Source organism: Lachnospiraceae bacterium GAM79 (assembly GCA_020735665.1).
Classification (GTDB): Bacteria; Bacillota; Clostridia; order Lachnospirales; family Lachnospiraceae; genus Coprococcus.
Window position 1 is genome coordinate 620047 of record CP085928.1, and the last position, 21632, is coordinate 641678.

A 21632-nucleotide genomic window follows, 5' to 3' on the forward strand; every position below is an offset into this window, starting at 1 on the left:
CAAACGCGGCGGTCAGCATGAAGCTATATAGTTTTAACCGACGTAAGATATATTTTATGTGTATCGCACTGGTAATGGCAGCGGTATTGCTGATGGGAAGACTCGCATATCTGATGGTTGCAAAAGCAGACTATTATGACAGCGCAGCGACACAACTTCACGAAAGAGAGCGAAGCATCAAGGCGCCGAGAGGAAAGATATATGACAGAAATGGCAACATTCTGGCTGATAACAAGGCAGTCTGTTCTGTATCTGTTATCCACAGCCAGATTGAAGATGAGGAAGAAGTTATCCGTGTCTTAAATGAACGTCTGGATAAGGCTGAAGCGGATATCCGCAAAAAGGTGAAAAAGGTTTCATCGAGAGAATTGATAGCAGCCAATATAGATAAAACAACCGGAGATGCCATAAGAGAATTGAATGTTGCCGGAATTAAGGTTGACGAGGACTATAAAAGGTATTATCCTTATGGAAGTCTTGCTTCCAAGGTCCTTGGATTCACAGGATCTGACAATCAGGGTATTGTCGGTCTTGAGGTATGGTATAATGCGATATTGGCAGGAGAAGATGGCAGCATCCGTACAGTAACGGATGCAAAAGGAATCGAATTACCAAATGTAAAGGAAACGAGAGTAAGTCCTGTACCGGGAGATAATCTGGTACTTTCAATGGACTTGACAATACAAAAATATGCAACACAGGCAGCGCTTGCTGTTATGGAAGAAAAGCAGGCAAAACGTGTGGCGATGATTATCATGAATCCGAAAAATGGCGAGATATATGCCATGGTTGATGTTCCGGAGTATGATCTGAACCATCCGTTTCAGTTAAATACAGGGATTGACGGTTATGAGAGTATGACGGAAGCGCAGAAGATGGATGCGCTGAATAATATGTGGCGTAATTTTACAGTCAGTGATACTTATGAACCGGGATCGACATTTAAGATTGTAACAGCGACGGCGGCATTGGAGGCAGGAACAGTGTCCTTATCCGATACCTTTTACTGTCCGGGATATAAGATCGTAGAGGATCGACGGATTCGATGTCATAAGACGACGGGGCATGGTTCGGAAGACTTCCGGCATGCACTGATGAATTCCTGTAATCCGGCATTTATGACGATCGGGGAACAAACAGGAGCCACGAATCTGTATCAGACCTATCAGAAGCTTGGCTTGTTTCAGAAAACCGGGATTGATCTTCCGGGTGAGGCAAATTCCATTATGCATAAGCTTTCCGATATCGGGCCGGTGGAACTGGCAACAATGTCATTCGGACAATCGATTCAGATATCACCGATCCAGTTTGTGACAGCAGCAGCTACTGTTATAAATGGTGGAAATAAGATTACACCGCATATCGGTATGAAGGTGACGGATGCAGATAATCAGGTGACAACAAATCTGGAATATCCGGTCACAGAACAGGCAGTCAGCAGTGAAACATCAGCATTGATGCGGGATCTGTTGGAATCGGTAGTAGCGGAAGGCGGTGGAAGTAAAGCCCAGGTTGAAGGCTACAGGATCGGTGGCAAGACAGCAACCAGTGAGAAATATCCCAGAGGAACGGGAAAATACATATCATCGTTCATAGGTTTTGCACCGGCGTATGATCCGCAGATAATGGCATTTGTTATGATCGATGAACCGATGGGCATATATTATGGCGGTACTATTGCAGCTCCGGTTGTACAGGAAGTTTTTTCCAATATTCTGCCATACTTGGGAATACAGAAGGAAGAATAAGAAAGTTACCTCATACATGAGGAAAAAATATAGCCGTTTCATAAAAAATGGCAGGTAAGGAGTACAAAAAATGAACTTGGATTTTTCAATTATTTTACCGATACTTATAGCATTTGGAATCAGTGTGGTGTTAAGCCCGATCGTAATTCCGTTTTTAAAGAAACTGAAATTTGGACAGTTTGTACGAGATGATGGCCCGGAAACGCATTTGAAGAAGTCAGGAACCCCGACGATGGGTGGTTTGATCATTCTGCTCAGTTTGGTGATCACCTCGTTATTTTATATGAAAGATTATCCGGATATTCTGCCGGTGTTATTTGTAACACTTGGTTTTGGATTGATTGGATTTCTCGATGACTACATTAAGGTAGTGATGAAACGTTCCATGGGGCTTCGTGCTTGGCAGAAGATGTTGGGACAGTTCGTTGTAACTACCATATTTGCATATTATATTGAGAAATATACCGAGATCAACAATGAGATCATTATTCCGTTTATCGGGAAGACAGTTGTTCTTAATAAGTGGTTTTACATCGTATTACTGTTCTTTGTAGTACTTGGAACTGTAAACGGAGCAAATTTTACAGACGGATTAGATGGCCTTGCATCATCTGTAACAGCGCTGATCGCTACATTCTTTACAGTTGTTGCAATCGGAACCGGTTCAGGACTTGCACCGATCTCCTGTGCAGCTACGGGAAGTTTATTAGGATTCCTTGTTTATAACGTATACCCGGCAAGAGTGTTCATGGGTGATACCGGCTCACTTGCGCTTGGAGGATTTGTAGCATCGATCGCATATATGCTTAAGATGCCGTTATTTATTCTGATCGTGGCATTCATTTATTTTATAGAAGTATTATCGGTTATCATTCAGGTAGTTTCATTCAAGCTGACCGGAAAACGAGTGTTCAAAATGGCACCGATCCATCATCATTTTGAGCTTTCCGGATGGCCTGAGACAAAGGTTGTATCAATATTTGCGATAGTAACAGCCGTGCTTTGTGTTGTAGGTTTACTGGCTGTTTAATACGGAGGATATGAAAAATGAATTTTAAAAATGCTTTAGTGGCAGGTACAGGTAAGAGCGGAATCAGTGCGGCAAAGCTTCTGATCGCGCACGGCGTAAAGGTTACGTTGTTTGATGAAAACGAAAAAAGAGATAAGAATGATCTGATGGAGAAGCTTTCCCGGTCGGAGCTTGTTACGATCCTTCTTGGGAAATTAACAGATGAAGTATTGAAGCAGACAGATATTATGGTTATAAGCCCCGGTATTCCGGTTGATTCTGCTTTTGTAGAAGAAGTAAAAAAAGCAGGTATTCCGGTATGGAGTGAGATTGAACTTGCATATTATTTCGGTAAAGGTAAGATCGCTGCGATCACAGGAACCAATGGCAAGACAACCACAACTGCACTTGTCGGAGAGATCGTCAAAGCATGGAATCCAAAGACTATCGTAGTCGGAAATATCGGTATCCCATATACAGAGCTTTGCGATACAACAGATGACGACAGTGCGACAGTAGCGGAGATCAGCAGCTTTCAGTTAGAAACGATCGTGGATTTTCATCCAAATGTCAGTGCTGTCTTAAATCTTACACCGGATCACCTGAATCGTCATTATACATTTGAGAATTACGGAAATGTCAAGAAATCGATTACAAAAAATCAGACAGAAGAAGATGTGGTTGTATTAAACTATGATGATGAACATACAAGAGCAATGGCAGAGGGGATTCGTCCGAGAGTTGTATATTTCAGCAGACTGGAGAAGCCTGCCGGAGGTGTATATGTAGAGGATGGTCATATCAAGATTGAAGCAAACGGAGAAAAGATTGATGTTCTTGCGTTAAAGGATCTGATCCTGCTTGGGGCACATAATGTTGAAAATGTACTTGCAGCTGTCGGTATCTCATATTATATGGGAGTGCCGGTTAATATTATTCGTGATGTTGCAGTAAGCTTTAAGGCTGTAGAGCATAGAATAGAGTATGTAAAGACTGTAGCTGGCGTGGATTATTATAATGATTCCAAGGGAACGAACCCGGATGCAGCCATCAAGGGAATTCAGGCAATGGTAAAACCAACCTATCTGATCGGTGGAGGTTATGATAAAGGCTCTACTTATGATGAGTGGATTGATGCATTTGACGGAAAAGTCAGATGCCTTGTTCTGATCGGTCAGACAGCGAAGAAGATTGCAGAGACTGCCAAAAAACACGGATTCCATAATATTGTATTTGAAGACGATCTGTTAGAAGCAGTAAAATATTGTCATGAAAATGCAAAAGATGGGGAAGCAGTTCTCCTTTCTCCGGCATGTGCAAGCTGGGGAATGTTCGACAATTATGAACAGCGAGGAAGAATGTTCAAAGAATATGTCCGCGATTTTAAGGAGTGAAATATTTGAATGACAGAAACAGGAAAACAGATACAAATGAGATAGATAGCAGAAAACAGCCGTTATGGTACAGCGGACGCTACTTCGACTATCCGCTGTTTGGAATTGTATTGGGGCTTGTCCTGTTCGGGCTGGTTATGGTATACAGTACCAGCTCATACCGGGCGGATGAATTGTATGACGACAGTACATATTTTGCAAAACGACAGCTTGTTTTTGAACTTGTTGCACTGGTTGGAATGTTTCTGGTATCCAAGATTGATTATCGCAGATATGCGAGATACTCCAAATATTTTCTGTATGTGGCAATAGCACTTCTGGTGCTGGTGTACATTATAGGAAGTGCGAGTCATGGTTCGACCAGATGGATATATATCGGAGCATTTGGCTTTCAGCCATCCGAATTTGCAAAGCTGGCACTGATCGTTTATACAGCAGATATTTGTACCAGAAAACCCCGAAGCCTGAATACGATCAAGGGACTTGCAAAGATGCTCCTGCTTCCGCTCATAACGATCGTGTTGATCGCGATCGAGAACTTGAGTACGGCGATCATCTGTTTTGGGATCGTGATGATCATTGTATTTGTAGCGAGCCCGAAGAACTGGCATTTTATATTGATGGGCGTTCTGGGAATCCTGATGTGTGTGGTATTTATCGCTACAGCAGGATACCGTGCAGATCGTATCCGTATCTGGCTTGCTCCGGAGAAATACGATGATGGATACCAGACCATGCAGTCGCTATACGCGATTGGTTCCGGTGGATTCTTTGGCAGAGGGCTTGGAAACAGTATTCAGAAGATGGGATTTATTCCGGAATCACATAATGATATGATATTTTCTGTTATATGTGAGGAACTGGGCTTATTTGGAGCTGTGCTTACGATCATAATGTTTATTTTACTGATCTACAGATGTACAGTGCTTGCTATCAATTCAGGTGATCGATTTGGAGGATTGATAGCGGTTGGGGTCATGGCACATATTGCAGTACAGGTATTGATCAATATCAGTGTTGTTACAAATACGATACCTCCGACAGGTGTGCCGCTTCCGTTTATCAGTTACGGTGGCAGTTCGATTTTCTTCCTGTTACTTGAAATGGGACTGATGTTTGCAGTTGCAAGGCAGATAAAACCGGGAAGATAGAAGATGTAGTATAGGATGAATGTAGATATGCAGAAAGAACAGAATGTGCAAAAATCTGAACAGAAGAAAAAGAAGAAAGCCGGAAAGATATTTTTGATCATTTTGGCTGCATTATTGTTGCTGTGCATGGGTGCATACATTTATGTTATAAAGTCCTATAGCCTGACGAAGATACAGGTGTCCGGAAATGTCCATTACACAAAGGATGAAGTGATCGACATTGTTACAAAAGGAAAGAAAGCAGACAATACATTATTTTTCTATATTGAAAACAAACTTCATCCGGTAGAGGATGTAACGTTTGTTGATAAGTTTCAGCTAGAGGTGATCGGTAAGCATACAGTGACTATCACAGTATATGAGAAATCCATGGCAGGCTGTGTGATTTATATGGATCAGTATATTTATTTTGATAATGACGGCCGTGTGCTTGAGACTTCGGCTGAGAAGCTTCCTGATGTGCCATGTATACAGGGACTCAAATTTGATCGTATCGTTGTAGGAGAGAAGCTCCCGGTAACCAATGATGCGATGTTTCAGGAGATTCTTACCATGACACAGTTGATTGATAAGAACGAGCTCCTGATCGATGAGATCCGGTTCAACAGTGATAACGAGATTGTCTTGTATAAGGATAAGATAAAGATTGAACTTGGAAGCGGGACCGGTCTTGAGGACAAGCTGATGAATCTGGAAAGTATTCTTGCAAAACTTGAAGGAAAAAGCGGAACATTGGACCTGACAGACTATACGGCAGGCACAGGAAATGCAATATTTAAGGAAAATAAGTAAAATTTACGATAAAAAGTTGTTGCGTTATTTATAAAAAAATCGTATTATTAAGATATTAATGCGATTATATAGATGTACACTCCTCATACTTTTGCCACGCGGATAATATTTTCGCGGAGAAGTATTTTATGACAGAATAGAAAACTGGGGGTAGGAGCGTACGTACAAGAAATAAAAGAAATATATAGAAGGAGGAAATAACCTTGCTCGAAATAAAGTCTAACGATGAGAGAACACCAGCTAGAATACTGGTAATTGGAGTGGGTGGCGCAGGTAACAATGCGGTAAACAGAATGATTGATGAAAATGTAGAGGGTGTTGAGCTGATAGCGATCAATACCGATAAGCAGGCACTTTCATTAAGCAGAGCCACAACTAAGATTCAGATTGGTGAGAAGCTGACAAAGGGACTTGGTGCAGGTGCAAAGCCTGAGATCGGTGCCAGTGCAGTTGAGGAGAATAGAGAAGAAATTGTTGATATTATAAAGGATGCCAACATGGTATTTGTAACCTGTGGTATGGGTGGTGGAACCGGAACAGGTGCTGCACCGGTTGTAGCCGAGATGGCAAGAAATCTTGGTATACTGACCGTTGGTGTAGTAACAAAGCCTTTTGGTTTTGAAGGAAAGCCACGTATGAAGAATGCGATGGATGGTATTGCAAGATTAAAAGAGAATGTGGATACCCTGATTGTTATTCCAAATGATAAGTTACTGCAGATTTGTGATAAGAGAACAAGTATTCCTGATGCGTTAAAGAAAGCAGATCAGGTTCTTCAGCAGGGTGTTCAGGGTGTAACAGATCTGATCAATAAACCGGGTCTTATCAACCTTGACTTTGCTGATATCCAGACAGTTATGAGAGATAAGGGTATTGCACATATCGGTATCGGTTCAGCAAGCGGTGAGAATAAAGCAGTTGATGCGATCAAAGAGGCTATGGATTCACCATTACTGGAGACAACCGTATCAGGTGCAACCGATATTATTGTAAACTTCTCAGGAAATATTGGCATCGTAGAAGCGTACGATGCAGTTACTTATCTTACCGAACAGGCTGGCGATGGTGTAAACATCATCTTTGGTACGGTTGATAATGATAATATGGGTGAGGAGATCAGTATCACGATTATCGCAACAGGACTTGAGAAAGCTGAGACAGCTGCGCCTGTAAGCAGATTTGCGGGAACCGCTGCTCCAAAGCTTGACAGTGTGAATACAACAGCTTCATTTAGTGAGACAAGAAAGACAACGACACCTACTTATGGTGGACAGGCACTTAGCAGTTCATCGATCAGACCTACATTCCTGTCAGAGGCTTCTTCCGCACAGACAGTAAAGCCGGTAGTTCCGAACACAACAAGAACAACGACACCGGTTGAACCACATGTCAGTGCACCGACACCAAAGCCGGCAAGACCTGCAGCACAGGCAAATGACAGTATCAGAATACCTGAGTTTTTAAAGAAAAGATAAATAGCAGAAATGCAATCAGATATATACAAATGCCATGGCGTAATAGCCATGGCATTTGTATATACCAACGGAAGGAGGTAGCAGTTTTATGAAATTTCTTGCAACAGGGAATGAGATGCAGGAGATTGATCGTAACTCGATCGATCAGATCGGAATCCCGGGAATCGTATTAATGGAGCGAGCGGCTATGGCTGTAGCAGGAGAAATTGAAAATAGATTTCCGATTGATCAGAGAAGCGGACAATGTGTAGAAACCATGGCAGATATTAAGGTTCTGATTATTGTTGAAAAGGGAAATAATGGCGGCGATGGATTGGCAGTAGCGCGGATCTTGTCAGAAAAGGGTTATCAGACGGATGTATATTGCATAGGGCAGATCCGGAAAGCAACGGAGAGCTTTGCTGTTCAGCAGAATATTTTAGAGCAGCTCGGTATAAAGCTTCTTGATGAATATCCTGATCAGAAGTATGATATTATCGTTGATGCGATATTTGGTGTAGGATTAAAACGGGATATCAGGGGTATTCATCAAAAAATTATTGAGAAGATCAATGATACTCCGGCATATGTCGTATCGATAGATATTCCATCCGGGGTGTCGGCAACTACCGGGCAGGTGATGAATGTTGCAGTAAAGGCGGATCTTACAGTAACAATGGGATTAATGAAGGTCGGAATGGTACTTTATCCGGGATGTGCTTGTTGCGGAGAAATCCTTGTAAAAGATATAGGATTTCCGGGAAAAGCAGTCGATATAGTAATGCCGGAAATATATACATACGAAGAAAAAGACTTGATGCGTCTTCCAAAAAGAGCAGAAGACGGAAATAAAGGTACATTTGGGAAAGTAGCAGTCATAGCCGGTAGTCAGGAGATATCGGGAGCAGCCTGTCTTGCGGCATCGGCAGCCTACCGGGTTGGAAGTGGTATGGTAAAGGTATATACCCATAAGGATAACAGAGTGATCGTAGGCGGATATCTACCGGAGGCATTGATGAAGACATATCAGGATGAGAAAACGGCTGTCCTCTGTGCAGAGGATGCATGTGCATGGGCAGATGTTATACTGATCGGACCGGGTATCGGAACCGGAAAAGAAGCGGAATGTATGCTTAAGACAGTGTTGGAGGATTTCAAAGGAACGATCGTTGTTGATGCCGATGGCCTTAATCTTTTATCAGCTCATAAAGATTTGCTTACGGCAGGAGAGATAAGCAGACAGACGGGAAATATATCACTTGTTATTACACCACATATAAAGGAAATGTCCAGACTGACAGGAAAGACAGTGGCTGAATTAAAAGAAGCACCGATTCGTGAGTGTAGGATATTTGCGGAAGCAGAAACACTTGTGTGTGTATTAAAAGATGCAAGAACCTGTGTCAGTGCAGGAGGTGTGCATACTTACATGAACACTTCGGGTAATGATGGCATGGCAACAGCAGGATCAGGTGATGTCCTTGCAGGAATGATCGCAGGGCTATCCGCCGGTGGAATATCTCCGGCAGAGGCAGCAAGACTTGGGGTGTATATACACGGACTGGCAGGGGATCGTGCAAAGAAACGGTATGGAAAGGCGGCTATGACCGCCGGCAGTCTGATCGATGAGATCGGTCCGGTCATGAGTTCTTATGTATAAAATATAATAGGCAGAGGCGCAGACAAATGAATAAATATAGAAGAATAGAAGCAGATATCAATCTGGATAATATCAGAGAAAATATAAAAATGATGAAGGCATGTGTGCCGGAGAGCATGAAGATGCTTGCCGTGATCAAAGCAGATGCCTATGGCCACGGAGCAGTAGAGGTTTCAAGAGCCCTTTCTGATCTGGCAGACTTTTATGCCATTGCCTGTATTGATGAGGCGGTAGAGCTTCGTCATGCAGGATGTGAGAAGCCATTGTTGATACTTGGATATACAGACCCATCAGAGTATGATGAACTGATCACATACGATGTAAGACCTGCTATGTATGATAAAGCTGAATGTGCCATTCTCTCAGATGATGCGGTAAAGAAAGGAACAAAAGCAAAGATCCATATCAAGATGGATACCGGTATGAGTCGGATCGGCTTCCAGTGTGATGATGCAGGTATCAATGATATCGTAGAGATTGCGCATATGCCGGGAATTGAGGTCGAGGGAATATTTACACATTATTCAAAGGCGGACGAATACGATAAAACAGCTGCAAATGGACAGCTTGCGTTATTCCGGTCTGTGATCGGCAGATTAGAAGAACGGGGTATATCGATTCCTGTAAAGCATATATCAAACAGCGCAGGAATCATGGAGATGGATAATGAAGGCTTTGATATGGTAAGATCCGGTATCGTAACATACGGACTATATCCATCGGATGAAGTCGATCATTCGATCGCGGCACTTAAGCCGGCAATGGAACTACTTGCCAAGGTAGTTCATGTGAAGGATGTGAAAGCAGGAACAGGTATCGGCTATGGATGGACATTTGTCGCACCGCATGATATGAGAATAGCAACCGTGTCTGCCGGTTATGCTGACGGATATCCAAGAGCACAGTCCAATATCGGACGTGTGATCATTCATGGTAAGTATGCACCAATCACCGGACGTGTCTGTATGGATCAGTTTATGATCGATGTAAGTGATATACCGGAGACGGCAGTCGGTGATACAGTTGTTCTGATCGGAAAATGCGGAGATAAAGAGATCACGGTGGAAGAAGTTGCGGAACCGGCAAACAGCTTCAACTATGAACTGATCTGTAATATCGGAAGACGTGTACCAAGAGTCTATATTAGGGATGGAAAAGAAGTCGGGGAAGTGAATTATCTACGCCGGAACTGAATATCATAGAATAGAATTGGAAATACTTTTCACAACAGAAGATATTAATAAATAAATGGAGTGAAAAGAATTGGTAATCAGAAGAGGCGATATATTTTATGCTGATTTACGACCTGTCGTTGGTTCGGAACAGGGAGGAGTCAGACCGGTACTTATCATACAGAATGAAGCGGGAAATAAACACAGTTCTACGGTGATTTGTGCAGCGATCACCAGCAAGATGAACAAGGCGAAGCTGCCTACACATGTTGAGATTGATTCCAGTCGGTATGATCTGGCAAAGGATTCGGTTGTGCTGTTGGAACAGGTGCGTACGATCGATAAACAGAGATTAAAAGAAAAAGTATGCCATATGGGAGATGACATTCTGAAAAAGGTAGATATTGCATTAAAGATCAGTCTGGATCTGTATTGATCTTTGTGGCATGGTAATTACAGACATTGTATAATCATACAGTTATACAGATTTCCATATGAATACGGATTATGCAGATTCTCATATGAAAAAATTGACGAATGTTGGAATTAATGATATATTTCCATTATATTTGCATTCGTATGGGATTAAGAATGAATGCAGAATGAAACGAACAGGAGAGGTGATTTGTAGACAGAGACTGTCTGGTATATGAAATTATTTAATAACAGAAAAGCTGATGAAGAAAAAGTTGAGGAAGAGATTATTTCCATGGTCAACGAGGGAAATGAACAGGGACTCATTCATGATGACGAAGTAGAGATGATCACAAATATTTTTGAATTCAGTGAGAAAGAAGTCCGGGATGTTATGACTCCGCGTTCCGATGTAGTTGGAATCGACAAACATACCACAATGGATGAAACGATCAAGATCATGCTGGAGAATAATTATTCCAGATATCCGGTGTTTGATGATGATCTGGACAATATAGTCGGAATCCTTTATTTTAAAGATTTTGTAAAAGCGTATCTGCAGGATAAGAACCAGACGATCGAACAGATCATGGTTGAGCCGACATTTGTGCATCCGACTAAGAATATATCGGAATTATTCAAACGGATGCAGAAAGAGAAAATCCATATGGTTATTGTGGTGGATGAGTATGGTCAGACAGAAGGCATCATAGCGATGGAAGATATTCTGGAAGAAATTGTCGGCAATATTTTTGATGAATACGACGATGATGAAGATGATATTGCACTTGCGGGTCATGGATATATCGTGGGCGGCAGAGCAGAACTGGATGAATTGTCGGAACATCTGGGAATTGAGTTTCCAGATGAGGATTTTCAGACACTGAACGGGTTTATGCTGTATGAACTGGGAAGGCTCCCTTATGAGAACGAAAAAATAGATATTACATATAAGGGATATAATTTTGAGACCATTGGGATCAAGGATAAGATGATCGATAAGGTGCGGATAACCAAGGTTGAAAATGAAAATCAGGTATGATATTATGAACCAGTTGGGCTTATAAAGCTTCAAAAAAGAAACCGATATCCGAAAATGGATATTCAAAAGATAGAATTACAGAGTTAAGGAGTAAAAAAATGTCAGGACATTCAAAATTTGCAAATATTAAACATAAGAAAGAAAAGAACGATGCTGCAAAGGGTAAGATCTTTACCATTATCGGTAAGGAAATTGCAATCGCTGTAAAAGAAGGTGGTGCAAACCCTGATAACAACAGTAAGCTTCGTGATGTAATCGCAAAGGCAAAGGCAAACAATATGCCAAACGATACGATCAAGCGTGGTATCGACAGAGCAGCAGGTGATGCAAACTCAGTAAATTATGTTGCTAATACATACGAAGGATATGGTCCGAACGGTACAGCGATCATCGTTGATACTCTTACAGATAATAAGAACAGAACGGCTGCAAATGTAAGAAACGCATTTACAAAGGGCGGCGGAAACGTAGGAACGACCGGTTGTGTATCTTATATGTTTGATAATAAAGGACAGATCATTATCGATAAAGAAGAATGTGATATGGATGCAGATGATCTTATGATGATGGCACTGGATGCCGGAGCTGAGGATTTCAGTGAAGAGGAAGACAGCTTTGAGATCATCACAACACCGGATGATTTCTCAGCAGTCAGAGAGGCTCTTGAAAAAGAGGGAATCAAGATGGCAGAAGCAGAGCTTACCATGATCCCACAGAACTATGTAGATCTGACAGATCCTGAGGTTGTAAAGAAGTTTACAAGAATTCTGGATCTCTTAGATGAAGATGATGATGTACAGGCCGTATATCACAATGCAAATCTTCCGGATGAGGAATAATTATATCGTTCATGCCATTTGTGCATGAAAGAATTTCCACAGAATCCACATGCAATTTTATGTAAGGGGGTGTGGAGATTCTACCATATATGTATGCCAGGCAGGCAGCAGGACGGCAGAAAGCCGTTTGGCAGCACGCCTGGCATATGGTATGTTAAAAACAAATGCAGAGAGCATATATACATTTTACAACAAGAGTAGGAGCGTAGAATGAAGGGAATATTAAGATATTTACGGGACTATAAAAAAGAATCGGTTCTGGCACCATTATTTAAAATGCTGGAAGCCTGTTTCGAACTGCTGATCCCGATCGTAATGGCACATATTATTGATACCGGTATTAAGAATCAGGACATGGGATATGTTCTTCGGATGTGTCTCGTTATGATTGCACTTGGTATCATCGGCCTGAGCTGTTCTCTGACAGCACAGTATTTTTCCGCAAAAGCAGCAACCGGATTCGGAACGGCACTTCGAAGTGATCTGTTCCGTCATATCACAAGTCTTTCTTATAATGAGATCGATACGATCGGAACATCGACACTGCTTACTCGAATGACCAGTGATATCAACCAGATCCAGACAGGTGTCAATCTGGTGCTCCGTTTGTTCCTACGTTCTCCGTTTATCGTATTCGGTGCGATGATCATGTCATTTACGATCGATGTCAAATCAGCCATGACCTTTGTGGTTACAATACCGGCATTGTCGATCGTTGTATTCGGAATTATGCTTGTCAGCATTCCATTGTTTAAGAAGGTACAGGCAAGACTGGATAAGGTCATGCTTCTGACCCGAGAGAATCTGGAAGGTGCCCGTGTGATCCGGGCATTTAACAGACAGCAAAAAGAGGTTGATGAATTCGATAAGTCAACCGATGATCTGATGGATATTCAGTTGTATGTCGGAAGAATCTCGGCATTCTTAAATCCTGTCACATATGTGATCATCAATCTTGCAACTGTTGCGATCATCTGGATTGCAGCCGGACAGACCGATATCGGTATCCTGTCACAAGGTAAGGTTGTTGCACTGATCAACTACATGTCACAGATCTTAGTTGAGCTTGTAAAGCTTGCCAATCTGATCATTAACATCACAAAGTCGATCGCATGTGCAAAGAGAATCAATGTTGTGTTTGATACGAAGCCATCGATCACAGAGGTTGCAGAAGGTTCTGCTTTATCAGAAGCACAGAAGGCAGCCGGACAGGATGTTCCTAAGGTGGTATTTGACAACGTAGCCTTACGGTATGGTAAAGCATCGGAAGATTCACTGACCGGTATATCCTTTACGGCAAAAGCAGGAGAAACGATCGGTATTATCGGTGGTACGGGTTCCGGTAAGAGTTCTCTGGTCAACCTGATCCCGAGATTCTATGATGCCACCGGTGGTGCGGTTAAGATCGATGGTGTGGATGTAAAGGACTATGATCTCCGTTCCCTTCGAATGAAGGTAGGTGTGGTTCCGCAGAAGGCAGTTCTGTTCCAGGGCACGATCGCCGAGAATATCCGCTGGGGTAAAAATGACGCAACGGAAGAAGAGATCAATGAGGCACTTACGATCGCACAGGCAAAAGAATTCGTTGATCAGAAAACAGATGGCATGAACTTTAAGATTACACAGGGTGGCAAGAACTTATCCGGTGGGCAGAAGCAGCGTCTTACGATCGCAAGAGCAGTTGTAAGAAAGCCTGAGATCCTGATCATGGATGACAGTGCGTCGGCACTTGACTTTGCAACAGACGCAGCTCTTCGGCGTGCGATCAAAGAGCAGACAAAGGGTATGACCGTATTTATCGTTTCCCAACGAGCATCGACGATCATGGGAGCCGATCAGATCATTGTATTAGATGATGGACAGGTTGCAGGTATCGGAACCCACGAAGAATTGTTACAGTCCTGTGAGGTATATCAGGAGATATGTCAGTCACAGTTATCGGCAAATGAAGTATCCGGTAAAAAGACTTCTGCCGGAAATGCAATGGCATAGGAAGGAGGAAGCGACGATGAGTAAAAAAGAAAAAAGTACGTCTGTCAATAAGAAAACACTTGGCAGAATATTAAAGTATATCAAACGATACAGTTTCTTAGTTGTCCTTTCCCTGATCTGTGCAGCGATATCCGTTGTTCTGACCTTATATGCACCGATCATTACCGGACATATGGTAGATAAGATCGTCGGAAAAGGAGCCGTTGATTTCGGAGCCTTAAAGACACTGGCAATCCGTTTTGTGATCGTAGTTGCGGTTACGGCAGTCTGCCAGTGGATCATGAATATATTGAATAATAAAGTTACCTATCATGTTGTAAATGATGTCCGTACATCTGCATATAAGAAGTTAGAACAGCTTCCGTTATCCTATGTGGATTCTCACACCCATGGTGATATCGTAAGCCGTGTGATCGCAGATGTAGACCAGTTTTCAGATGGTCTGCTGATGGGCTTTACACAGTTATTTACCGGTGTTATGACTATCGTTGGAACGCTTTGTTTCATGTTATCGATTAACGCTGTGATCACGGTTGCGGTTGTTGTGATCACTCCGGTTTCTCTGTTTGTTGCGGCATTTATCGCAAAGAAAACCTACCATATGTTCAGAAAGCAGGCAGAGATCAAGGGTGAGATGACATCACTTGTTAATGAGATGGTAGAAAACCAGAAGGTTGTAACAGCCTTTTCCATGGAAGAAAATGTAAATGACAGCTTTAACGAAGTAAATAAGAGATTGAATAAGGCAGGACTGGATGCGACCTTCTTCTCATCTATTACCAATCCGTGTACCCGTTTTGTAAACAGCTTAGTATATACCGGCGTTGGCATCATCGGTGCGGTCATGGCGATCAAGGGAAGAATATCCGTTGGTCAGCTTACCAGCTTTTTAAGCTATGCAAACCAGTATACAAAGCCATTTAATGAGATCTCAGGCGTCGTAACGGAGCTTCAGAATGCACTTGCATCCGCAGCCAGAGTATTTGAGCTGATCGATGAAGAACCGGAGATCGCGGAGCCTGCGGATGCCTATGTGATCGAGAAAGCAGATGGACAGGTGGATCTGTCTCATGTGGATTTCTCTTATAATAAAGATGTAGAACTGATCAAGAATCTGAATCTGAAGGTTGAACCGGGTAAGCGTGTAGCGATCGTCGGACCGACCGGATGTGGTAAGAGTACCGTTATCAATCTTTTAATGCGGTTCTATGATGTAGATGCCGGAGCCATTTCTGTAGATGACCATGATATTCGTCAGGTAACGAGAGAGAGCCTTCGTGATAACTATGGTATGGTTCTTCAGGAGACCTGGTTAAAGACCGGAACGATCAAGGAGAATATCGCATACGGAAGACCGGATGCGACGGATGAGGAGATTATAGAAGCAGCAAAACAGTCCCACGCACACAGCTTTATCAAGCGTTTGCCGGAGGGGTATGATACCATGATATCAGAGGATGGCGGCGGACTGTCACAGGGACAGAAACAGCTCTTATGTATTACCAGAGTTATGCTTGATCTGCCACCGATGCTGATCCTTGATGAAGCAACATCATCGATCGATACAAGAACCGAGATCCGGATCCAGCGTGCATTTGCGAAGATGATGAAGGGAAGAACGAGCTTTGTCGTAGCGCATCGTTTGTCAACGATCAAAGAATCTGATATTATACTGGTTATGAAGGATGGACATATCATAGAGCAGGGTAATCATGAATCACTTTTAGCACAGAAAGGATTCTATTACACCCTTTACAATTCACAGTTTGCACATTAGTAGGAACTAAAAATTTGTATTTATATAAAGGAGACAGGAAGATGAAAGTTAGTGAAAGCGGATATACAAAAGACGAATTACTTGACATAGTAGACAAATACCTCGCCGAGCAGTCCAGAAGATGGAATTTTATTGAAGAAAAGGGAGACGGCATGTATGTGTACGATGAGGAAGGGAATGAATATCTTGACTTCTTCGGCGGCATCGCAGTAAACAGTACCGGTAACTGTAACAAGAAAGTTGCGGCAGCGATCGCAGACCAGTGCCAGAATGTGATCCATGCATCCAATTACGCATATACACTTCCTATGATCCTGCTTGCAAAGAAGATTTGTGAGACGATCGGTATGGAGAAGGTTCTGTTCCAGAATTCAGGAACAGAGACAAATGAAGCAATGATCAAGATGGCAAGAAAATACGGAACCGATCATTACGGACCGGAGCATTATCATATCGTTACAGCCATTAACAGCTTCCATGGCAGAACCTATGGAGCGTTATCAGCAACCGGACAGCCGGACAATGCATGTCAGATCGGTTTCAAGCCGATGCTTCCGGGCTTCACATATGCAGAGTTCAATAATCTTGAGGATTTCAAGAGCAAATGTACCAAAGACACAGTTGCAATCATGGTAGAGCCTGTTCAGGGCGAGGGTGGTGTATATCCGGCAACGGAGGAATTCTTAAAAGGACTTCGTGCTTACTGTGACGAGACCGGCATCCTGTTGTTATTCGATGAGGTACAGACCGGATGGGGCAGATGCGGAGATACGATGGCATTTATGACCTATGGAGTGAAGCCTGATATGGTATCTATGGCAAAAGCAATCGGCGGCGGTATGCCGATCGGCGCACTTTGTACATCAGCAGAGCTTGCAAGTGCATTTACACCGGGGGCACATGGTTCTACTTATGCAGCCAATCCTGTATGCTGTGCAGCCGCACTTGCAGAGATCGATGAGATCTTAGACAATCATCTTGCAGAGAATGCAAAAGAGACAGGAGCTTATTTTGCAGAACAGCTTTATTCCCTTCCGTATGTGAAGGAAGTACGCGGACGCGGACTTCTGGTTGGCGTTGAATTCACCAAACCGATCGCAAACGAAGTAAAGCATCTGGCTGTTGAGAACAGACTGTTGATCACAGCGGTAAGACCAAATGTGATCCGTATGGCACCGCCACTGATCGTAACAAAGGAACAGTGCGATAAGGCTGTTCAGATCCTGATCAAATGTGTGTCAAAGGCAGCAGAAGAAGCAGATGCATAAGGAGGTAACAGAAGATGGGAAGAACCGCAGAAGAAATGGAAGATGTAACACTTCTCGGCAATAAGAATGTAAAATACAGCATGGACTATGCACCAGAGATGTTACAGACCTTTATCAATAAACATCAGGACAATGATTATTTTGTCAAGTTCAATTGTCCGGAATTTACCAGCTTATGTCCGATCACGGGACAGCCGGATTTTGCAACCGTATATATATCCTATGTTCCGGATGTGAAGATGGTAGAGAGCAAGTCTTTAAAATTATATTTGTTCAGTTTCAGAAATCACGGAGATTTCCATGAGGACTGCATGAACATTATCATGAAGGATCTGATCAAATTGATGGATCCGAAATATATTGAAGTCTGGGGCAAATTCACTCCGAGAGGCGGTATCTCGATCGATCCATATTGTAATTACGGAAGACCGGGAACAAAATGGGAAGAAGTTGCATGGAACAGAATGTCAAATCATGACCTGTATCCGGAAAAGATAGATAACAGATAGGCGGAATGTCAGATGAATTACAGGGAAACAGTTGAGTATATCCTAAGCATTCCACTGTTCGCACAGAAGATTGGCACAGAGAATCTTGCCAGTCTTCTTGAACGTTTAGGGAATCCGCAGGATAAGAGTAAAGTGATCCATATAGCAGGAACAAACGGTAAGGGATCAACGGCAAAGGCGCTTGCTACGATACTGATGCATGCAGGCTTTCATGTAGGATTGTTTACATCACCGCATCTTGTCTCGATCAATGAGCGGATCCGATATGATGATGAAATGATATCGGATGAAGATTTTACATGGGCGTTTGAGCAGGTGCGGAAGAAGTTCATCGTTCATCCGTCTTTCTTTGAAGTGATGTTTGCGATGGCGGCTGTTTATTATGAGAAGAAGCAGCCGGATTATGTGATTTATGAGACCGGAATGGGTGGCAGGCTGGATGCAACTAATGTCGTAAGACCGGAGCTTTGCATCATCACATCGGTAGGACTTGATCATATGGAATATCTTGGAGATACGATCGCTAAGATCGCAGGAGAGAAAGCAGGGATCATCAAACCGTCAGTTCCGGTCGTATATTTCAAGCGGGATGCGGTTTCGTCTGGAATCATAGAGACTTGTGCAAAAGAATTGGATTCTGCCGTAACAGCGGTCGAAAAATCAAACTATATAATAAATGAAATAGATGATAAAACCATTGATTTTTCATTTCATAATCGGTATTATAATTATGACCATTTGAGGATACCGAAAACGTCTCTTTATCAGGTCGAAAATACCTGCCTTGCAGTTGCATCCTTTGATATCCTGATGCAGATCAGGGATATGGAATACGAGAAAAATGCAGGTGCTGATGTCAGGATAGAGCAGGCAGTCAGAAGCGGATTGCTTGATTTTTCATGGGAAGGCAGGATGGAGGAGATTGCACCTGATCTGTTTGTAGATGGTGCGCATAATCCGGAAGCGGTCGAATGTTATTGCAGAACACTTCGGACGCTTTATACGAAGAAAAAGAAGATCCTGGTCTTTGCAGCAGTAAAGGATAAGGATTATGATACGATGATACGGGATCTGACAGAAGAACTTTCATTTGAGAAGATCATAGTTACGAGTGTGGATAATAAACGGAAAGCACCTGTTGCATTGATCGCTGACAGATTTCGAAAATACACAGGACATGCGGTGGAGGCATATGAGGATATTGCAGAAGCAATGAATGCCGCTATCCGTTATAAAGAACAGATTACAGATTCAGCAGTCTATTGTGTGGGTTCTCTTTATCTGGTTGGTGAAGTTAAACGATGGCTTTCAGGGATAAAAGAGCAATCTGCAAATATGGAGGAATATCATGATAAACTTTGATGAAGAAGTAAAAAAATTCAGACCGACTCTGGAAGTAGATCAGGCAGAAGATGCCATTTATAATAATGATCTGAAGGATATCTCGGATATTATGCAGGAGATGCTTCGTGTAGCAAAGGAAACGGAGAAATAAGATGGCAGATGTACTGAATTGTAAGCATTGTGGCGGTAAGATCCTTGTTACCGGATATTGCAGCCAGTGCGGATTAAAGAGTGAGTTTGTAAATAAAGCACTGAACACATCCAAATATTATTATAATATCGGTCTGGATAAAGCCAGAGTCCGTGATATGAGCGGTGCAGAGGAAGCATTAAAGATCTCTCTTAAATATGATAAAATGAACATTGATGCCAGAAATCTTCTGGGACTTGTATATTATGAAACCGGTGAAGTTGTTCTGGCATTAAGCCACTGGGTCATCAGTGTGAATTATTTCAGCGGACGTAATGTTGCAAAACGCTACATCAAAGAAGTAAAGGGAAATCCCCATAAGCTTGAGACGACGAATAATGCGGCGAGAAAATACAATCAGGCAGTAAACTATGCCAGACAGGGCAGTAAGGATCTTGCCTTTATCCAGCTTAGAAAAGTCTTGTCGGATAATCCGAAGTTTGTAAACGGATATTTGTTGATGGCACTTCTTCTGATCGATGATAACAAATATGATAAGGCGAGAAAAGCATTAAAACGTGTTATCAAGATCGACAGAACGAACCCGCTGGCTGTCCGTTATTTTAACGAGATGGGACATACGGATGAGGAGATCATGAGTTTTCGTGATTATCCGGATGATGATTATGACGCAGATCTTTTATTTGTGGAAGACCAGCCACGGGCATATGTAGATACTGACTCGGTTGATTATGAAGGAAAACCGGTTCCGGTTGGCAGATATAAGGATATCAATTTTTACAAATATTCACTTGCATATGTATTTGCGGGACTTCTGCTTGGACTGGCGGTTATGTGGTTCCTTATAATGCCGCAACATAGCAAGAATGCGGATAACGAGAGTCGGGATGTGAAGATCGCTTACAGTGAAGATCTGGCAGATAAAAATACCAAGATTTCGTCATTGCAGGATCAGCTTGATACGCTTACGACAAAGAATGATACATTGACAAAACAGGTGTCGGAGTATGAGAAGAAAAGTAAGGCAGAGTTAGCAGATGCAGATAAAGTATCTATGCAGCTGGCACTCAAATATTATAACGATACACAGTATGATAAAGCTATGACAGAGTTTGATAAAGTATTGGAGACCAGCCCGGATTATGATGTTGCGTTATATTACAAAGCACTTTGTTACCTTGGTACAGAGGATGAAGATAAAGCAAAGACGGCATTTGAAACCTTCCTTGATAAATGTCCGGATTCTATCTACTATACAGTTGCGGTTTCATTATCCGGCGTTAAGCCAAGTGAAGATGCGGGAGACGGGGAAAGCACTGTTGATACTACTACCGAGGGAACCACTCAAGAGGAAGGAACAACGCAAGAGACGGGAACCACAGAGCCCGGACCGGATCCTTTGAATGAGTAATAGATGTGTAAAAAAATAAATATTATAAAATACAAAAGACAAATAGGAGATAGACACGCCTGTTTGTCTTTTTTTGTGGAATTAATCATGCGATATCAGACAGTAATATATATACAAAAATACATGTATGAAAAAAGGAGGGAAATATGAATAATTATGAAAAGATTGGGGATACTATACTGATCGAACTTCCTGAGGAAGTAGACGATTATCGTGCAGCCGGATTGGTAGAAGAAACGGAAGATGCTTTTTCTGATTCCAGGGTTCGTTATGTGGTCTTTGACTTTAAGCACACAAATATGATGGACAGCTCCGGAATTGGATTTATAACCAGGCGGTTTCGTAATGTCTATGACCGAGGCGGACAGGCATTTGTCATAAACAGTAATGACAGAATGGAACGGCTGCTTACGATGTCCGGAATATTTAAGATCGTAACAAAAGCAGGAAATTTTGAGGAAGCGTATCGGACTGTACATACCTCATAGAAGAAAAGGAGAAGACG

At 42.4% G+C, this 21632-nt stretch carries 19 protein-coding genes; all 19 read left to right on the top strand.

Annotated features, from left to right (window positions below):
- Positions 1-17 precede the first annotated feature (17 nt).
- The 19 genes from LK416_02735 to LK416_02825 all read left to right on the top strand — a co-directional run bounded on the left by LK416_02735 (position 18) and on the right by LK416_02825 (position 21615).
- The gene (locus LK416_02735; GenBank protein ID UEA75116.1) at positions 18-1748 is read left to right on the top strand and encodes a peptidoglycan glycosyltransferase; all 1731 of its coding nucleotides are present in this window, start codon (positions 18-20) and stop codon (positions 1746-1748) included.
- 76 nt (positions 1749-1824) lie between these two features.
- Positions 1825-2778 carry a phospho-N-acetylmuramoyl-pentapeptide-transferase gene (mraY, locus tag LK416_02740; GenBank protein ID UEA75858.1) on the top strand — a complete coding sequence of 318 codons (954 nt, stop codon included), beginning with the start codon at positions 1825-1827 and terminating at the stop codon, positions 2776-2778.
- Between the two features lie 17 nt (positions 2779-2795).
- Complete coding sequence (murD, locus tag LK416_02745; GenBank protein ID UEA75117.1) at positions 2796-4151, top strand: UDP-N-acetylmuramoyl-L-alanine--D-glutamate ligase; 1356 nt, start codon at positions 2796-2798, stop codon at positions 4149-4151.
- Positions 4152-4156: 5 nt separating this feature from the next.
- Positions 4157-5302 (top strand): putative lipid II flippase FtsW, encoded by a 1146-nt coding sequence (gene ftsW / locus LK416_02750; protein ID UEA75118.1) that lies wholly within the window; start codon positions 4157-4159, stop codon positions 5300-5302.
- 27 nt (positions 5303-5329) lie between these two features.
- A complete protein-coding gene (locus LK416_02755; protein ID UEA75119.1) occupies positions 5330-6094 on the top strand; it encodes a cell division protein FtsQ/DivIB in 765 nt (254 codons plus the stop codon).
- A 203-nt stretch (positions 6095-6297) separates the two neighbouring features.
- Positions 6298-7569, top strand: coding sequence for a cell division protein FtsZ (ftsZ, locus tag LK416_02760; GenBank protein UEA75120.1), 1272 nt, complete (start codon positions 6298-6300; stop codon positions 7567-7569).
- A gap of 88 nt (positions 7570-7657) precedes the next feature.
- Entirely contained in the window at positions 7658-9208 is a 1551-nt protein-coding gene (locus LK416_02765) for an NAD(P)H-hydrate dehydratase (GenBank protein UEA75121.1), read from the top strand.
- A 26-nt stretch (positions 9209-9234) separates the two neighbouring features.
- Positions 9235-10401, top strand: coding sequence for an alanine racemase (gene alr / locus LK416_02770; protein ID UEA75122.1), 1167 nt, complete (start codon positions 9235-9237; stop codon positions 10399-10401).
- Positions 10402-10471: 70 nt separating this feature from the next.
- Positions 10472-10816, top strand: a complete 345-nt coding sequence (locus tag LK416_02775; GenBank protein ID UEA75123.1) for a type II toxin-antitoxin system PemK/MazF family toxin — start codon at positions 10472-10474, stop codon at positions 10814-10816.
- Between the two features lie 213 nt (positions 10817-11029).
- Positions 11030-11836 (top strand): hemolysin family protein, encoded by an 807-nt coding sequence (locus LK416_02780; GenBank protein UEA75124.1) that lies wholly within the window; start codon positions 11030-11032, stop codon positions 11834-11836.
- Between the two features lie 98 nt (positions 11837-11934).
- A complete protein-coding gene (locus LK416_02785; GenBank protein UEA75125.1) occupies positions 11935-12675 on the top strand; it encodes a YebC/PmpR family DNA-binding transcriptional regulator in 741 nt (246 codons plus the stop codon).
- Between the two features lie 210 nt (positions 12676-12885).
- Complete coding sequence (locus LK416_02790; GenBank protein UEA75126.1) at positions 12886-14667, top strand: ABC transporter ATP-binding protein/permease; 1782 nt, start codon at positions 12886-12888, stop codon at positions 14665-14667.
- 16 nt (positions 14668-14683) lie between these two features.
- On the top strand, positions 14684-16444 hold the full coding sequence (locus LK416_02795; GenBank protein ID UEA75127.1) for an ABC transporter ATP-binding protein/permease: 1761 nt from the start codon (positions 14684-14686) through the stop codon (positions 16442-16444).
- Positions 16445-16485: 41 nt separating this feature from the next.
- Positions 16486-17712, top strand: coding sequence for an acetylornithine/succinylornithine family transaminase (locus LK416_02800; protein UEA75128.1), 1227 nt, complete (start codon positions 16486-16488; stop codon positions 17710-17712).
- Positions 17713-17726: 14 nt separating this feature from the next.
- Positions 17727-18221 (top strand): preQ(1) synthase, encoded by a 495-nt coding sequence (gene queF / locus LK416_02805; GenBank protein ID UEA75129.1) that lies wholly within the window; start codon positions 17727-17729, stop codon positions 18219-18221.
- Between the two features lie 12 nt (positions 18222-18233).
- Positions 18234-19583, top strand: a complete 1350-nt coding sequence (locus LK416_02810) for a bifunctional folylpolyglutamate synthase/dihydrofolate synthase (GenBank protein ID UEA75130.1) — start codon at positions 18234-18236, stop codon at positions 19581-19583.
- Positions 19570-19716 (top strand): hypothetical protein, encoded by a 147-nt coding sequence (locus LK416_02815; protein UEA75131.1) that lies wholly within the window; start codon positions 19570-19572, stop codon positions 19714-19716. The genes LK416_02810 and LK416_02815 overlap by 14 nt, the downstream gene beginning before the upstream one ends.
- Before the next feature lies 1 nt (position 19717).
- Positions 19718-21127 carry a tetratricopeptide repeat protein gene (locus LK416_02820; protein ID UEA75132.1) on the top strand — a complete coding sequence of 470 codons (1410 nt, stop codon included), beginning with the start codon at positions 19718-19720 and terminating at the stop codon, positions 21125-21127.
- Between the two features lie 146 nt (positions 21128-21273).
- Positions 21274-21615: an STAS domain-containing protein gene (locus LK416_02825; protein UEA75133.1), complete on the top strand. Its 342-nt coding sequence runs from the start codon at positions 21274-21276 to the stop codon at positions 21613-21615.
- Positions 21616-21632 lie beyond the last annotated feature (17 nt).

Bases quoted from the DNA above. Each gene is read 5' to 3' on its own strand.
- LK416_02735 (UEA75116.1), top strand. From the start codon at position 18: ATGAAGCTATATAGTTTTAACCGACGTAAGATATATTTTATGTGTATC.
- murD (UEA75117.1), top strand. From the start codon at position 2,796: ATGAATTTTAAAAATGCTTTAGTGGCAGGTACAGGTAAGAGCGGAATC.
- LK416_02755 (UEA75119.1), top strand. From the start codon at position 5,330: ATGCAGAAAGAACAGAATGTGCAAAAATCTGAACAGAAGAAAAAGAAG.
- LK416_02765 (UEA75121.1), top strand. From the start codon at position 7,658: ATGAAATTTCTTGCAACAGGGAATGAGATGCAGGAGATTGATCGTAAC.
- alr (UEA75122.1), top strand. From the start codon at position 9,235: ATGAATAAATATAGAAGAATAGAAGCAGATATCAATCTGGATAATATC.
- LK416_02780 (UEA75124.1), top strand. From the start codon at position 11,030: ATGAAATTATTTAATAACAGAAAAGCTGATGAAGAAAAAGTTGAGGAA.
- LK416_02785 (UEA75125.1), top strand. From the start codon at position 11,935: ATGTCAGGACATTCAAAATTTGCAAATATTAAACATAAGAAAGAAAAG.
- LK416_02790 (UEA75126.1), top strand. From the start codon at position 12,886: ATGAAGGGAATATTAAGATATTTACGGGACTATAAAAAAGAATCGGTT.
- LK416_02795 (UEA75127.1), top strand. From the start codon at position 14,684: ATGAGTAAAAAAGAAAAAAGTACGTCTGTCAATAAGAAAACACTTGGC.
- LK416_02800 (UEA75128.1), top strand. From the start codon at position 16,486: ATGAAAGTTAGTGAAAGCGGATATACAAAAGACGAATTACTTGACATA.
- queF (UEA75129.1), top strand. From the start codon at position 17,727: ATGGGAAGAACCGCAGAAGAAATGGAAGATGTAACACTTCTCGGCAAT.
- LK416_02810 (UEA75130.1), top strand. From the start codon at position 18,234: ATGAATTACAGGGAAACAGTTGAGTATATCCTAAGCATTCCACTGTTC.
- LK416_02815 (UEA75131.1), top strand. From the start codon at position 19,570: ATGATAAACTTTGATGAAGAAGTAAAAAAATTCAGACCGACTCTGGAA.
- LK416_02820 (UEA75132.1), top strand. From the start codon at position 19,718: ATGGCAGATGTACTGAATTGTAAGCATTGTGGCGGTAAGATCCTTGTT.
- LK416_02825 (UEA75133.1), top strand. From the start codon at position 21,274: ATGAATAATTATGAAAAGATTGGGGATACTATACTGATCGAACTTCCT.